14 protein-coding genes are annotated in these 15,212 nt (G+C 37.7%); 13 read left to right on the forward strand and 1 reads right to left on the reverse strand.

From position 1 onward, the window contains the following. Nucleotides 1-107: 107 nt before the first annotated feature. The 7 genes from OZX59_RS00480 to OZX59_RS00510 all read left to right on the forward strand — a co-directional run bounded on the left by OZX59_RS00480 (nt 108) and on the right by OZX59_RS00510 (nt 7,860). Nucleotides 108-1,316 (forward strand): ABC transporter ATP-binding protein, encoded by a 1,209-nt coding sequence (locus OZX59_RS00480; protein ID WP_277126190.1) that lies wholly within the window; start codon nt 108-110, stop codon nt 1,314-1,316. After that, nucleotides 1,316-1,948: an ABC transporter permease gene (locus tag OZX59_RS00485; RefSeq protein ID WP_277126191.1), complete on the forward strand. Its 633-nt coding sequence runs from the start codon at nt 1,316-1,318 to the stop codon at nt 1,946-1,948. The genes OZX59_RS00480 and OZX59_RS00485 overlap by 1 nt, the downstream gene beginning before the upstream one ends. A gap of 56 nt (nt 1,949-2,004) precedes the next feature. Then, entirely contained in the window at nt 2,005-2,898 is an 894-nt protein-coding gene (locus OZX59_RS00490) for an osmoprotectant ABC transporter substrate-binding protein (RefSeq protein WP_277127023.1), read from the forward strand. Beyond that, nucleotides 2,899-3,558 carry an ABC transporter permease gene (locus OZX59_RS00495; protein WP_277126192.1) on the forward strand — a complete coding sequence of 220 codons (660 nt, stop codon included), beginning with the start codon at nt 2,899-2,901 and terminating at the stop codon, nt 3,556-3,558. Nucleotides 3,559-3,678: 120 nt separating this feature from the next. Then, a complete protein-coding gene (gene recA, locus OZX59_RS00500) occupies nt 3,679-4,788 on the forward strand; it encodes a recombinase RecA (protein WP_277126193.1) in 1,110 nt (369 codons plus the stop codon). Between the two features lie 125 nt (nt 4,789-4,913). Next, a complete protein-coding gene (gene rny, locus OZX59_RS00505; protein ID WP_277126194.1) occupies nt 4,914-6,545 on the forward strand; it encodes a ribonuclease Y in 1,632 nt (543 codons plus the stop codon). Between the two features lie 154 nt (nt 6,546-6,699). Next, complete coding sequence (locus OZX59_RS00510; protein ID WP_277126195.1) at nt 6,700-7,860, forward strand: MraY family glycosyltransferase; 1,161 nt, start codon at nt 6,700-6,702, stop codon at nt 7,858-7,860. Nucleotides 7,861-7,878: 18 nt separating this feature from the next. Here the strand turns inward: OZX59_RS00510 and OZX59_RS00515 are convergent, their stop codons facing one another. Beyond that, complete coding sequence (locus tag OZX59_RS00515; RefSeq protein ID WP_277126196.1) at nt 7,879-8,535, reverse strand: YigZ family protein; 657 nt, start codon at nt 8,533-8,535, stop codon at nt 7,879-7,881. A 46-nt stretch (nt 8,536-8,581) separates the two neighbouring features. On the opposite strand from OZX59_RS00515, the gene OZX59_RS00520 reads away from it, so the two are divergent. The 6 genes from OZX59_RS00520 to OZX59_RS00545 all read left to right on the forward strand — a co-directional run bounded on the left by OZX59_RS00520 (nt 8,582) and on the right by OZX59_RS00545 (nt 15,204). Continuing rightward, nucleotides 8,582-9,862 carry a DEAD/DEAH box helicase family protein gene (locus OZX59_RS00520; RefSeq protein ID WP_277126197.1) on the forward strand — a complete coding sequence of 427 codons (1,281 nt, stop codon included), beginning with the start codon at nt 8,582-8,584 and terminating at the stop codon, nt 9,860-9,862. Next, nucleotides 9,859-10,548, forward strand: a complete 690-nt coding sequence (locus OZX59_RS00525) for a double zinc ribbon domain-containing protein (protein ID WP_277126198.1) — start codon at nt 9,859-9,861, stop codon at nt 10,546-10,548. Before OZX59_RS00520 ends, OZX59_RS00525 begins: the two co-directional genes overlap by 4 nt. Before the next feature lie 118 nt (nt 10,549-10,666). Then, nucleotides 10,667-11,206, forward strand: coding sequence for a ribosome-associated translation inhibitor RaiA (gene raiA, locus OZX59_RS00530; RefSeq protein ID WP_277126199.1), 540 nt, complete (start codon nt 10,667-10,669; stop codon nt 11,204-11,206). 133 nt (nt 11,207-11,339) lie between these two features. Next, nucleotides 11,340-13,742, forward strand: coding sequence for a preprotein translocase subunit SecA (gene secA, locus OZX59_RS00535; RefSeq protein ID WP_277126200.1), 2,403 nt, complete (start codon nt 11,340-11,342; stop codon nt 13,740-13,742). A 67-nt stretch (nt 13,743-13,809) separates the two neighbouring features. Then, nucleotides 13,810-14,926 (forward strand): peptide chain release factor 2 gene (gene prfB, locus OZX59_RS00540; RefSeq protein ID WP_277126201.1). Its coding sequence is split into 2 segments (ribosomal slippage): nt 13,810-13,881 and nt 13,883-14,926, totalling 1,116 coding nucleotides; the frame shifts between segments, so codons are not numbered across the junction. A gap of 8 nt (nt 14,927-14,934) precedes the next feature. Beyond that, on the forward strand, nt 14,935-15,204 hold the full coding sequence (locus OZX59_RS00545; protein ID WP_277126202.1) for a hypothetical protein: 270 nt from the start codon (nt 14,935-14,937) through the stop codon (nt 15,202-15,204). Nucleotides 15,205-15,212 lie beyond the last annotated feature (8 nt).

A 15,212-nucleotide genomic window follows, 5' to 3' on the forward strand; every position in this document is an offset into this window, starting at 1 on the left:
GGTTAGTGCTTTTTTGGTTCAGTTATTTTACATAATCGATATTTTTGCTTACTGGCAATGCTTTTGTTAACATTAAAGTAATAGACTTTTTTAAAAGAGGAGACATTATGACAGAAGAAATTCCGATGGTTGAGTTTAAGGATGTAACAAAGTTATATCCTAAAACTAAAAAACCAGCTGTTGAAAACGTTAATTTTAAAATTAAAAAAGGCGATTTTTGCTGCTTAATTGGTACCTCTGGTTCTGGAAAAACCACGTTAATGCGGATGATTAACCGTATGAATACAGTAACCAAGGGAAAAATTCTAGTTAAAGGTAAAGATGTGAACAGTTTTAATCCGGTTGATTTACGTCGCCATATTGGTTACGTGATTCAAAATAACGGATTAATGCCACATATGACAATTCGAGACAACATTGTTTTGGTACCGAAATTATTAAAGTGGCCTAAAGAAAAGTTGGATTCTGAAGCGGAGCGATTAATCAAATTGACCGAACTACCAGAATCATATTTGGATAGATATCCTACTGAATTATCAGGTGGTCAACAACAAAGGATCGGGGTTGTCCGGGCACTTGCGGCTAATCAAGACTTGATTTTGATGGATGAGCCATTCGGTGCTTTAGATCCAATTACTCGAGAGAATTTACAAGATTTAGTCCAAAAACTGCAGACTAAGTTTGGTAAAACTATTGTATTTGTAACCCATGATATGGATGAAGCCTTGAAATTGGCCACTAAAATTGTGGTAATGGATAATGGACAGATGGTTCAAGAGGGTACACCAGATGAAATCTTGCAAAACCCTGCTAATGATTTTGTTAGGAATTTAATCGGTGAAGAACGACTAGCAGAAGCTCAATATGATACGGTGCAAGTTAAAGATGTTATGAAGCCAGATCCAGTTAAGATCAATATTGGTGCTAGCTTGCGTGAAGCCTTGAAAGTAATGAAGCAAAAACACGTTGATACATTACTAGTTGTTGATGATTCCGATCATTATAAGGGAATTGTCCCAATTGAAAAATTGCAGCAACAGTATCGAATTAGCTCCAGTGTTAGTGATATTGTCAATAGGCAAATTCATACCATTGGACCTGATGAATATTTGCGTGATAATTTCAGCCGAATTATGGGACGAAACGTGCACTACATTCCAGTAGTTGATGATCAAGGAAAGTTAGTTGGAATTGTAACTCGGTCTAGTTTAGTTGATGCTGTATATCAAACTATTTGGGGTGATACCTCGCCATTAACGCAATCGCAGGATCAACCGGAGAGTGATACTGATTCTATAAAGAAGGCGAGTGAATAATGGAAGCATTTTTGGCACAACATGGTTCTGAATTAATTGAAAAGACCTGGGAACAAATTTATCTTTCAGCTATTTCACTAGGCTTGGGTGTCCTAGTAGCTGTTCCTTTGGGAGTAATCCTTTCCCGTTTCCCTAAAACTGCTAATGTCGTGATGAATATTGCTAGTATGTTACAAACGATTCCTGCATTGGCTTTGCTTGCTTTGATGTTACCGATTTTTGGAATTGGGAAGCTGCCATCGATTGTCGCTTTGTTCATTTATAGTTTGATGCCTATCTTGCGTAATACATATATTGGTATGAAAGGCGTTGATGCTAATGTGATCGATTCAGCAAAGGGATTGGGAATGACCAACTTTCAATCGATTATGAAAGTAGAGGTTCCATTGGCAATGCCTGTAATCATGTCAGGAATTAGGTTGTCAGCAATTTATGTAATTGCGTGGTCAACGTTAGCATCCTATATTGGTGCAGGCGGACTAGGAGACTTAATCTTTAATGGCTTGAATCTGTTCCAGCCCGATTTAATCATTGGTGGGACTGTTCCAGTAATCTTACTGGCAATTTTGACAGATTATTTGCTTGGAAAGGTTGAGGCTAAATTAACCCCAGCAACCCAGAAGAGTAACTAAAGGAGGCAAACGACATGAAGAAAAAAATAATTCGTTGGCTAACTTTATTAGGAATAATGCTGGTTACTGTATTTAGTAGTGGTTGTAGTTTACCTGGCCTGGGCTCGGCACAGGGTGGAGCAGACAGCGTTCGCATAGCTTCTTTGAATACTACTGAGTCACAGGTATTGGCCAACATCATTTCAGAATTGATTAAACATGAAACCAATTACCAAACAGAAATTGTCGATAATTTAGGTTCTGCACCATTAATGCATCAGGCACTAGTGCGCAATGATGCGGATATTCAGGCTGCCTCTTATACTGGTACAGAGTTGACAACTAATTTGAATTTGCCACCAACTAAAAACGCTAAAAAAGCCAGTCAAACTGTCAGGCGAGAAGTTAAGCAGCGTTATGATCAGACAGACTTTCCCTCATATGGCTATGAAAACCTGTTTGCTTTTATGGTAACCCAAAAGGATGCTAAAAAATATAAGTTAGAAACAGTCTCTGATCTTAGCAAAGTTGCGGATAAGTTTAAGTTTGGGGTAGATAGTAATTGGATTAATCGTAAAGGTGATGGCTATCAGGCTTTCCAGCAATATTATCATATGAGCTTTGCACAAGCATATCCGATGCAGATTGGGTTAGTGTATTCGGCCTTAGCTAGTGGAAAAATGAATGTTGTCTTAGGTTATTCAACTGATGGTCGTGTTGACAGTTATCACTTGAAGCAATTAAAAGATAATCGGCACTTTTTCCCACCATATGAAGCTTCAATGATTGTTAATAACTCGCTTTTGCGTAAGCATCCTGAATTAAAGCCATTGTTGCACCGACTTGATGGCAAGATTGATGTACATACAATGCGGAGTTTGAATTATCAGGTTGATGATCAGCTGCTGGAGCCCAAAGTTGTTGCCCAGAAGTTCTTAAAGAAGAATAATTATTTCCGAGGTGATAAATAAATGTCACATTTAAATACTTTTCAGCAATTGCTGTATTATTATAATCACAATGGAATGTATGTTTTAGAACAATTTACCCGGCATTTTTTAGTGTCAATTTATGGGGTTTTGTTTGCGGCAATTGTGGGAATACCAATTGGTATTTTTATTGCACGCAATCATAAGTTAGGCAATTTTGTCATTAGTGTTGCTAACGTTATTCAAACTATTCCGTCATTGGCATTGCTTTCAATCATTATGATTGGCATGGGCTTGGGAGTTAATACGGTGATTGTCACAGTATTCTTGTATTCGCTATTACCAATTATTAAAAATACATATACTGGCATGCGAAATGTTGATCGTAATATCATTGATTCTGGACGCGGCATGGGTATGACTAATTGGCAAATTTTGTATATGGTCAAACTGCCATTGTCCTTATCAATTATTTTGGCTGGTATTCGAAATGCATTAGTTTTAGCAATCGGAATTACTGCGATTGGTGCCTTTGTTGGAGCTGGAGGTTTAGGTGATATTATTATTCGCGGAACTAATGCAACTAATGGTAGTGCAATCATTTTAGCAGGTGCGATTCCGACTGCATTAATGGCGATTATCTCTGATACTATTTTGAATTTCTTACAAAAATTTTTGGAAAGAAAAACAACGAAAAAATAAGTTGCGGCTTTTGCGTATTTAAGAATGAGTAAAGACGTTAAACGTTCGTTCGGTTTTTTCTTGCAAAATTAACATAAATCAACGTATAATTAATGAGTATTAATAGAGGAGGAAAACTGCTTGGCCAAAGATGAAAAACAGACTGCATTGGATAATGCACTCAAAAAAATTGAAAAAAATTTTGGTAAAGGTGCCGTAATGCGGATGGGTGATAAGGCGAATACCAAGATTTCGACTATCCCAACTGGTTCGTTAGCTCTTGATGCAGCTCTTGGTGTTGGAGGTTATCCACGCGGAAGGATAATTGAAGCATATGGTCCTGAGTCTTCAGGTAAGACAACAGTAGCTTTACATGCAGTTGCTGAAGTTCAAAAGCGCGGGGGTACTGCAGCTTATATTGATGCTGAAAATGCCATGGATCCAGCTTATGCAGAAGCTTTAGGGGTGGATGTTGATTCCTTGATTTTATCACAGCCTAATACTGGTGAAGAAGGACTCCAAATTGCTGATACTTTAATTGCTAGTGGGGCAATTGACATCTTAGTTGTCGACTCAGTTGCAGCACTAGTTCCGCAAGCCGAAATCGATGGAGAAATGGGCGATAGCCATGTTGGTTTGCAAGCTCGACTAATGAGTCAGGCCTTACGTAAACTTTCTGGTAATATTAACAAGACTAAGACTATTGCTATCTTTATTAACCAAATTCGTGAAAAAGTTGGTATTATGTTTGGTAATCCTGAAACCACACCAGGTGGTCGTGCACTAAAATTCTACGCTACTATTAGGCTAGAAATTAGACGAGCAGAAAAGATTAAGCAAACAGGCGGCGACATTACTGGTAACCGCGTTAAAATTAAAGTGGTTAAGAACAAGGTTGCTCCGCCGTTTAAAGTTGCTGAAGTTGACATGATGTATGGTCAAGGGATTTCTCAAAGTGGGGAGTTGCTTGATATGGCAGCTGAAAAGGATATTATTGCTAAAGCTGGTTCATGGTATTCTTACAATAATGATCGAATAGGTCAGGGACGTGAAAATGCTAAGAAGTATTTAGAAGAGCATACTGATGTCTATACTGAAGTTGAACAAAAAGTAAGGCAAGCCTATGGAATTGATGAAGACTCAATTGCAGAACGTGAAGATCCTGAAAAGGTAAAAGCCAAAACTGCTAAAGATGAGACTTCTGTCAAGGAGGCTGCTAAGTCAGAAGAAACCACCAAAAAAAGCAAATAAAATAGAAGAAATTGATCTTGACTTAGGAATTTAGGTCAAGGTTTTTTTCTTGTTGATTGACAGTTGCAATTTGGTTCTTTATTATTAATATTGTGTGAATAATCTGAAAAAAGGCGATAGTAATCATGACAAACACAATTTTGATTCCCGTCGCGGTTGCAATTATTTCAATTTTAGTTGGTTATGGCATTGGCTACGCAATTCGGAAGAATTGGTGGGAAAAGCAAACTCAAAATGCTCAACAAGATGCAAACCATATTTTAAGCGATGCAAAGGCGCAAGTAGCTACTGCCAAAGCAGAAGTTAATGCGCAAAAGCAGGCAGCAGATGCTCTCAAGCAAAGTGCTCAAAATACTAAAAAAGAAAAAATTCTTGAAGCTCAAGAACAAATTCAGGATTATCGACAAAAAGTTGAAGACGAGTTAAATGTTAAACGGGATGCTGTAGCGCGTGACCGTAACCGTCTGAAACAACGCGAAGATACCTTCAATCACAAAAATTCTTTGTTGAAAGAGCAAGAAAATGAGCTCAATCAACAGGCAAAGCAACTAACTAAGCAATCTGAGCAACTGAAACAACAGGCTCAGGCAGCAGATGAATTAATTCAAAAGAGACAGCAAAAGTTGTATGAAGTAGCCAATTTAGATGAAGAACAAGCTAAGAAGCTGGTGTTAAGCCATCTGTCTGATAAGTTGGTTAAAGAGCAAGCAGAAATGATTAAGGATAGCAATGAGGAAGTCCAGGCTAAAGCTGATCATTATGCTCGTCAAGTAATTATTGATGCAATTCAAAGTAGCTCTGCAGATACAGTTGCTGAGACAACAGTATCTGTGGTTGATTTACCTAATGAAGAAATGAAAGGGCGAATTATTGGCCGTGAGGGGCGTAATATTCGTTCTTTTGAGGCTTTAACTGGTGTGGATTTAATTATTGATGATACACCCAAAGTTGTTACTTTAAGTGGTTTTGATGCGATTAGGCGCGAAATTGCTAAGAGAGCGATGGAAAAGTTAGTTAAGGATGGTCGAATTCATCCAGCTCGCATTGAAGAGACGGTTGATCGAGCACGTAAAGAAGTTAACGATGATATTTATGAAGCTGGAGAAAGCGCCTTAATGGAGCTCAGCATTCATAAAATGGATCCAGAATTAGTTAAAATTTTAGGTCGATTAAAATATCGGACGTCGTATGGTCAGAATGTTTTAGGGCATTCAATTGAAGTAGCAAGGCTAGCTGGCACTATGGCAGCTGAGCTTGGTTTGAATGAAAAATTAGCAGTCCGCGCGGGATTATTACACGATATTGGAAAAGCCATCGATCATGATATAGAGGGCTCACACGTTGAAATTGGCGTAGAGTTAGCCCGTAAGTATCACGAATCTGATGTAATTGTTAATGCAATTGCGGCACATCATGGTGATGTACCCAAATTATCATTTATTGCGGAACTTGTTGTAGCGGCTGATACGCTGTCTTCAGCGAGACCAGGAGCAAGAAGTGAAAGTTTAGAAAACTATATTAGAAGGTTAACTGAACTTGAGCAAATTGCTAAGAGATATCATGGTGTGAAACAAGCATATGCCATTCAGGCAGGCCGTGAAATTCGAGTAATGGTTGAACCTGAAAAGGTTTCGGATGATCGGATTACTGTTTTAGCACATGATATTCGTAATCAAGTTGAAAAAGAACTTGATTACCCGGGAAATATTAAAATTACCGTGATTCGTGAAAAACGAGTTGTTGCAGTTGCAAAATAAAAAAACTGGACCTTGAAAGTCCAGCTTTTTTATTATTTAAAATTTAGACTGTAAGCAGACAAAATATCTAAATAATTGCTATAATTAGACTAATTTGTACAAAAAGACGCTAACCTGTATAATTAAAGCAATTAAATTATGAAAGTAGCCAATTATGTTTAAAATTATTGTCGAACTGTTCTTTTTAGTAATTATCCAAGTAGCAATCACTCCATTTATTAGGCGGCTAGCCTTCGTTTTAGGTGCGGTTGATAACCCTAATGCTAGGCGAATTAATAAGAAGCCAATGCCTACTTTAGGGGGATTAGGAATTTTTGTAACTTTTAATATTGGCGTCTTTGTTTTATTGCGAGATCAATTTCCTACTCATGAAGCTTTTAGCGTGCTGCTAGGTTCAAGTGTGATCGTTTTAACTGGCATTATTGATGATATTATGGAATTAAAGCCGCGTCAGAAAATGTTTGGCATTTTTGTTGGCGCTCTGGTTATTTACTTTTTAGGTGGTATTAAGATGAATGTCGTTAATTTACCGTTTATTAACAAGCAGATTGATCTAGGCTGGTGGAGTTTGCCGATCACGATTTTTTGGATTTTGGCGTTAACTAATGCTGTCGATCTAATCGATGGTTTAGATGGGTTAGCTGACGGGGTTTCAATGATTTCTTTAGTTACAATGGGAATTGTCGGTTACTTTTTCTTACATACACGCCAGTTGTATATCCCAATTGCCTGTTTTATGTTGGCTGCCTGTTTACTAGGATTTTTACCGTACAACTTTCATCCAGCTAAAATGTTTCTGGGGGATACTGGTGCATTGTATATCGGATTCATGATTGCCGTATTGTCGCTTAAAGGATTAAAAAATGTCACTTTTATTTCTTTATTAGTGCCGATTACAATTCTTGGTGTACCAATCACTGATACGATCTATGCGATGATTCGGCGAAAGTTGAATAATCGACCAGTTTCACAAGCTGATAAACACCATTTGCACCATCAGTTGATGAAAATGGGGTTGACTCATCGTCAGACCGTCTTATCGATTTATGCAATTTCACTAAGTTTTTCATTTATCTCATTGTTGTTCCTGCTTTCACCGTTATGGGGTACCTTAGTTTTGATTCTTGGATTATTGCTGGCACTTGAACTCTTTGTTGAATCGATTGGGTTACTGGGAGAAAAATATAAACCGCTTTTGCGGTTAATTCAAAGAATAATTAATTCGCGTAATAAAAATGATCCGACAGTTGAAGTTTGGCACCTTGGACAAGAAAAACCAGAACAATTAAAAAACAAGCATGAAAAAAAAGATTAGGAATGTTCCTAATCTTTTTTATTGGTTATGGTAATCATGTTCATTGATATCAATTTCATTGTAGCGACTCTGTCCTTGAGTAAAGCTTATTTTACCTGCCAGCAAGTTAGTTAGCGAGCTTTTTACTGCTTCTTGCTCGGGCATGTCGGTAAAAAGGTGTATTTCTACGTTGATGCCATAGTTGATATTAGCAATGTAAATATTTTTTTGTTGTAAAAAATGTTTGACTTCATCTAGACGATTATAAGGAATTTGAAAAATCAATTCTTGTTGTAGTACTCGTCTAACAACCCCAATGTTGCTGACTGCTTCAGTGACGCTGTTAGAATATGCGCGAATTAAACCGCCAGCGCCAAGTTTAATACCACCGAAATACCGAGTAACTACTACTGTTACGTTTTTTAGCTTCATCAATTGTAACGCCTTTAATTCGGGTACACCGGCTGTTCCAGATGGTTCGCCGTTATCACTAGCTTTAACTTGGCGATCATCTAGGCCAAGTGTGTATGCATAGGTGTTATGTGTTGCATCATGATATTTATGGCTAGTAGCTGTTATAAATTGCTCTGCCTGATTAACAGATTTAGTCCGGGCAATTGTCGCAATAAATCGACTTTTTTTAATGATTAGCTCATGATTGCCGGTTTGTTTAATTGTTAAATAATCTTCTTTCATAAAAAATAACCTTCTTTTTTGCGTATTTAAGAGTGGAGGCAAAGAGATGGAGGATTTAGCATTCCTTGCTGGTCGCCAATGGATTGGTAATCAAGAGGATTTTAGCACAATAACTAATTTGAAGAAAATTCCAGCAATTGAAAATAGCTGTTGCAATCGCTGTGGGGCATTTGTAAATGCGCAATTACCTAATGGTAAAAAATATTGTCGAGCATGTCTTGGTATTGGGCGAATAGTTGAGGGCGATTGGCTAATGCGCAATTTGAATACTGCAATTTTTCCGCAAAGAAATCAAGTTTTAACTTGGCAGGGTAAGTTGACTGCAGCACAGGCAAAAATCTCGGCTAATTTAGTTGAAAATTTTGGAAAAGGTCAAGATACCTTAGTTCATGCTGTTACTGGTGCGGGTAAAACAGAAATGCTATTTGCCCTAGTTGCTGAGTGCATTAAGCAGGGTAAGAGAGCAGGCATTGCGACACCGCGAATTGACGTAGTTAATGAATTATATCCAAGATTTCAAGCAGCATTTGCAGAAATAGCAATTGGTAAGTATCATGGCCGAGAATTTAAGCAGCCAAGGCTGGAGCAATTAACGATTTGTACAACACACCAATTACTTAAATTTTATGAAGCATTTGATTTATTAATAATTGATGAGGTAGATTCGTTTCCTTATGCTAATGATCCACAGTTACATTTTGCAGCCAAAAATGCAGTGAAAAATACTGGGTTACGAGTCTATTTGACTGCAACGCCAACGCCTGACTTATTAACAGAAGTTAAACAGGGGAAATTAAAAAAATTAGCTTTAAAACGTCGCTTTCATGGAGGACTCTTACCTGTACCTGAAGAATACTTATTTTTGCAGCCTTTTTTACAAAAAAATCGGATTAATCCTAAGTTAATGCGAAGAATTATCAATGTCATCAAAGCAGGACATCCATTGCTATTGTTTGTGCCACGAATTGAGCAAATACCACTTTATTTAGCAGCTTTAAAACAAGAGCAAGCATTAAAACAGGTTGCTATGGCAGGAGTACATGCAGCAGATGCTAATCGGATTGATAAGGTATCACAGTTTCGGGCCGGTGAATTACAGTTGTTGGTAACCACTACGATTTTAGAGCGTGGCGTGACCTTCAATCACGTATGGGTAATTGTGGTTGAAGCTGACGATCAAATCTATACGGCTTCTAGCTTGGTACAAATTGCTGGTAGAGTTGGACGTGCTCAAGCAGATCCAACAGGTCTAGTTTTATTTTGTTACCGCAAGTATACCGCAAATCTAAAAAGCGCGATGCAACAGATTAAGGCGATGAATCAATGAAGCAATGTTTATTGTGTGGGCAAGATTTTATTCCAGCGATTTCTTTGCTACAGGTTTTTTCATGGCGTCAGCAAAACAAGCAATGTATTTGTCCAAATTGTTTGAACAAATTTCGATTACTAACCGAACCTACTTGTCCGATTTGCTCTGTTGAATTGTCCAGTACTAAGATTTGCACGGATTGTCTAACTTGGCAAAAAAGCTATGGTAATCAATTATTGCGTAATTATGCGCTATATCGATATAATCAGGCTTTTCATGACTTGATGGTCAATTATAAGCGGTATGGTGATTTTGTTTTAAGACTCGCATTGGCACAGCTGTGTGCATTGCCACTAGCTAAAATTAAGGCGGATTTTTATGTTCCTTTGCCTACATCCCCAGAACATTTACAAAAACGGCAATTTGATACTGTTATGGGAATTTATCAAGATGTTGTGCCATTAACCCCATTATTAGTAACTACTGGTGGGTTTGGGGCGCAAGGTGAAAAAAATCGTCAAGAACGTTTAGCAAGACCACAGAGTTTCTCTGTAGTTGATCAAGCTAAGGCTGATCTTAATCACCATAAGGTATTATTATTAGACGATATATATACTACTGGTAGAACATTATATCATGCGCGTGATGCAATTTTGGCAGTTTTTCCTCAAGCAAAAATTGAAAGCTTTACAATTTGTCGCTAATTTAAATACAAAGTAAAAATATTTTAGGTATTAACTGTATTATACTTGTAGAGCGCTTTCTCTTTTTGTTATAATAAAGATAGTAAAAGACTAATCTAGTCTGAAAGGAGAGTCTCATATGTTAAAGTATAATGTTCGTGGTGAGAATATCGAGGTAACTGATGCTTTAAGGAGTTATGTTGAAAAACGCTTGAAGAAATTGGAAAAATATTTTGATATGAACCAAGAAATGGTTGCTCACGTAAATCTAAAAATCTATCGTGATCATACAGCTAAAGTTGAAGTAACGATTCCACTACCATACTTAGTATTGAGAGCCGAGGATACTACCGATGATATGTATCGGAGTATCGATTTTGTTTCTGAAAAGTTGGAAAGACAGATTAGGAAATATAAGACGCGGATTAATCGCAAGAGTCGGGAAAAAGGGATTAGTGAATTTTTTGCTGAAGCACCTCAAGAAGAAAAAGCTCCTAGCGAATTCGACATTGTCCGTAATAAACAAATTGGGTTAAAACCAATGAGTCCAGAAGAAGCCATTTTACAAATGAATATGTTGGAGCATGACTTCTTTGTCTTTCAGGATGCTGAAACTAATGGCACAAGTGTTGTCTATCGCCGAAATGATGGTCGCTATGGTCTGATTGAAACTAATTAAAATTAGCGCTTTTAAGCAAAGACCCCACAATTATTGTGAGGTCTTTGTTTTGTTTTATTTTAATTTAGCGCTAATCATGGTAAAATTGTTATGTGTTTTTATACTTGACTACATATAATTAAGGATCGATTAAATGGTAAACGTTTTAAAGAAACTATATAATAACGATAAACGAGAACTTAAAAAGTTCGAAAAAACAGCAGCAAAAGTTGAAAGTTATGCTGATGAATACAGTAAGCTTTCTGATGAACAGTTGCAGGCTAAAACGCCTGAATTTCGTGATCGCTTGCAAAAAGGTGCAGACTTAGATAGTCTGCTTCCTGAAGCATTCGCGGTAGCACGAGAAGGTGCCAAGCGGGTGCTAGGTCTATATCCATTTCATGTCCAAATTTTAGGTGGAATTGCACTACATTTTGGTAACATCTCTGAAATGATGACTGGTGAGGGTAAGACTTTGACAGCTACCATGCCAGTTTATTTAAATGCGCTGACTAGTAAGGGCGTGCACGTTGTTACCGTTAATGAATACTTATCAAGCCGTGATGAAGAAGAAATGGGTCAGTTGTATAAATGGCTTGGTCTAACTGTGGGTTTGAATCTCAATGCAATGTCACCAGATGAAAAGCGTGAAGCCTATGAATGTGATGTTACTTATTCGACTAACTCAGAATTAGGTTTTGACTACTTGCGTGACAACATGGTGGTCTATAAAGAACAAATGGTTCAGCGTTCGCTCAATTATGCAATTATTGATGAAGTTGACTCAATTTTAATTGATGAGGCAAGAACGCCGTTGATTATTTCTGGTGAGTCAGAGCAAGCAACGGGCGACTATGTGCGCGCAGATCGTTTTGTTAAAACTCTTAAAGAAGATAAAAGTGACGATGATGTCGATGACGATAAGGATTATGGCGATTACAAGATAGATTGGCCAACTAAGACAATCTCATTGACAAGAACGGGAATTCAAAAAGCGTGTGAGCATTTTGGTTTAAAGAATTTGTATGATGTTGAAAATCAAAAATTAGTCCACCATATCGATCAGGCACTCAGAGCCAACTTTATCATGCTTAAAGATATTGATTATGTTGTGCAAGACAACGAAGTTTTGATTGTTGACTCATTTACTGGTCGAGTAATGAAGGGACGTCGCTATTCAGATGGTTTGCACCAAGCTATTGAAGCCAAAGAAGGAGTTAAGATTCAAGAGGAATCTAAGACTCAGGCAACGATTACTTATCAGAACTTCTTTAGAATGTACAATAAATTGTCTGGAATGACAGGAACTGCCAAGACTGAAGAAGAGGAATTTCGTGAAATTTACAATATGCAAGTAATTACGATTCCGACTAATCGTCCATTAGCAAGAAATGATCGCTCAGATATTTTGTATCCGACTTTGGACTCAAAATTTGCTGCCGTGGTAGAAGAAATTAAAGAACGTCACTCTAAGGGACAGCCAGTTTTAGTTGGTACAGTGGCGGTTGAAAGTTCGGAAAGATTAAGTAAACTGCTTGATCAGGAGCATATTCCCCATGCTGTCTTAAATGCTAAAAACCACGCTAAAGAAGCACAAATTATTATGAATGCTGGACAACGTGGTGCTGTTACGATTGCTACTAACATGGCAGGTCGTGGTACTGATATTAAGCTAGGGCCTGGGGTTAAAGAAATTGGCGGTTTAGCCGTTATCGGAACTGAACGTCATGAATCTCGGCGAATTGATAATCAATTGCGTGGTCGTTCTGGTAGACAAGGAGATCCTGGAGTTACTCGGTTCTATTTGTCTCTGGAAGATGATTTGATGAAGCGTTTCGGAGGAGATCGAGTTAAAGACTTCTTGGATCGGCTTTCAGATAATGATGATGATAAGGTAATTGAAAGCAGGCTGATTACTCGTCAAGTTGAATCTGCTCAAAAGCGGGTTGAAGGTAATAATTATGATACGCGTAAGCAGACTTTGCAATACGATGACGTTATGCGGATGCAACGTGAAATTATTTATGGCGAGCGGATGCAAGTTATTGGCGAGCAAGACTCGCTTAAAGATATTTTGGTAGCAATGATTAAGCGTACGATTAACAGTCAAGTTGATATGTTTACGCAAGGCGATCGTAGTAAGTGGCGGCTTGATTCACTGCGCGATTTCATTGTTTCGAGTATTGCCACAGAAGAAACTGCAGATTCAATTGATTTCAAGACAATTACTGTTCCTGAATTAAAAGAAAAACTGTACGAGGTAGTTGACGATAACTTTAAAGATAAGGAAAGTGTTTTGGCTGATCCAGCTGATATGCTAGAATTTGAAAAAGTAGTTATTTTGCGAGTAGTTGATGATCGTTGGACTGATCATATTGATGCAATGGATCAATTGCGTCAGTCAATTGGTTTGCGTGGTTACGGTCAACTTAACCCATTAGTTGAATATCAAGATTCTGGTTATAATATGTTTGAAGAAATGATTTCAAATATTGAGTTCGACGTAACTCGCCTATTCATGAAAGCTGAAATCAGACGAAATCTTAGTCGTGAATAAGTTAAGATGGAAGGAGAAAGCTGCATGCTTTCTCTTTTTTATTAATAAAATTTAGGAGAAAATATTAATGGAAATTAGTGAAATACAAAGTGTATTAGCTAAACTGGCTGACCGTTTGGCGCACTTTAGGGGGTCTCTTTGACCTAGAATCAATTACTGAAAGTATTGCACTCAATGAAGCCCAAATGCAGGAACCTGATTTTTGGCAAGATCAATCTAAAGCCCAAAAGTTAATTTCTGAAAATAATCGTTTAAAGGAAAAGCGTGACTCATTTTTAGCATTGGACAAGGCTTATGAAGATGAGGCAACTGCTTTAGAACTGCTACGTGAAGAGCCTGATGCAGATTTGCAGTCAGAGGTTGAACATGACCTCGCTGATTTGCAAGCCAAGTTTCACGATTATGAAATGGCACTTTTATTGTCTGCGCAATATGATGATCATAATGCCTTGTTAGAAATTCACCCTGGTGCCGGCGGGACCGAGGCAATGGATTGGGGGCAGATGCTACTGAGAATGTATCAGCGGTATGCTGAAATGCAGGGCTTTAAATTTATTATTAATAATTATGAGCCTGGTGAAGAAGCTGGACTAAAAAGTCTGAGCGCTCGGATTGTCGGTAAAAATGCTTATGGTATGCTTAAATCGGAAAATGGCGTGCACCGGTTGGTACGGATTTCTCCATTCGATTCTGCTAAAAGGAGGCACACTTCTTTTGCTTCAGTTGAGGTAATTCCTGAAATTGATGATAGTATTAAAATTGATCTTGATCCTAAAGATTTAAGAATCGATGTCTATCGTTCTAGTGGTGCCGGTGGTCAGCACATTAATAAAACTTCGAGTGCTGTCCGCATTACCCACTTGCCAACCAAAATTGTTGCAACTTCGCAAGCGCAACGCTCGCAGATTCAAAATCGTGAAACGGCACTAAATGAATTACGTGCCAAATTATTTCATTTAGAAGAAGAAAAAAAACGGCAACACAAACAAGAACTTAAGGGTGACCAAATGGAAAACGGCTGGGGTTCACAAATCCGTTCTTATGTATTTCATCCTTATAATTTAGTTAAAGATTTGCGAACAGGCTATGAAACTGCAGATACAAGTGGTGTAATGGATGGAAAGTTACAAAATTTTGTTTATGCATATTTGCAATGGTTGCTTAGCAAAGAAAATCCAGAATAGGTGGAAAAATGAGTTTTTGGGGAATAATTGGTTTGATAGTATTAGCTGTATTAGTTATGGGGCTACTTTCCATGGTCTTTCATATCTTTTTTATGTTTTTACCAATTTTATTAATTGTCGCGTTAATCATTTGGTTAATTAGACATTTTAGTAAAAAGAATCGTCCAAGTACTGCTCGGCCACGTAGCTCAGCTTATACTACTTGGCAAGAGAAGCGAAGTACACGTACTAAACGCAAGCAGGCTCGTAATGTTAAAACTAAAGATGTTGATGATTAATTAAGAAG

Origin of the sequence: Lactobacillus sp. ESL0681, from assembly GCF_029392835.1 — a bacterium.
In the GTDB taxonomy this organism is placed as follows: Bacteria; Bacillota; Bacilli; order Lactobacillales; family Lactobacillaceae; genus Lactobacillus.

Coding starts and splice junctions, on each gene's coding strand:
- OZX59_RS00480 (WP_277126190.1), top strand. CDS start 108: ATGACAGAAGAAATTCCGATGGTTGAGTTTAAGGATGTAACAAAGTTA.
- OZX59_RS00485 (WP_277126191.1), top strand. CDS start 1,316: ATGGAAGCATTTTTGGCACAACATGGTTCTGAATTAATTGAAAAGACC.
- OZX59_RS00490 (WP_277127023.1), top strand. CDS start 2,005: ATGCTGGTTACTGTATTTAGTAGTGGTTGTAGTTTACCTGGCCTGGGC.
- OZX59_RS00495 (WP_277126192.1), top strand. CDS start 2,899: ATGTCACATTTAAATACTTTTCAGCAATTGCTGTATTATTATAATCAC.
- rny (WP_277126194.1), top strand. CDS start 4,914: ATGACAAACACAATTTTGATTCCCGTCGCGGTTGCAATTATTTCAATT.
- OZX59_RS00510 (WP_277126195.1), top strand. CDS start 6,700: ATGTTTAAAATTATTGTCGAACTGTTCTTTTTAGTAATTATCCAAGTA.
- OZX59_RS00515 (WP_277126196.1), bottom strand. CDS start 8,535: ATGAAAGAAGATTATTTAACAATTAAACAAACCGGCAATCATGAGCTA.
- OZX59_RS00520 (WP_277126197.1), top strand. CDS start 8,582: ATGGAGGATTTAGCATTCCTTGCTGGTCGCCAATGGATTGGTAATCAA.
- OZX59_RS00525 (WP_277126198.1), top strand. CDS start 9,859: ATGAAGCAATGTTTATTGTGTGGGCAAGATTTTATTCCAGCGATTTCT.
- raiA (WP_277126199.1), top strand. CDS start 10,667: ATGTTAAAGTATAATGTTCGTGGTGAGAATATCGAGGTAACTGATGCT.
- secA (WP_277126200.1), top strand. CDS start 11,340: ATGGTAAACGTTTTAAAGAAACTATATAATAACGATAAACGAGAACTT.
- OZX59_RS00545 (WP_277126202.1), top strand. CDS start 14,935: ATGAGTTTTTGGGGAATAATTGGTTTGATAGTATTAGCTGTATTAGTT.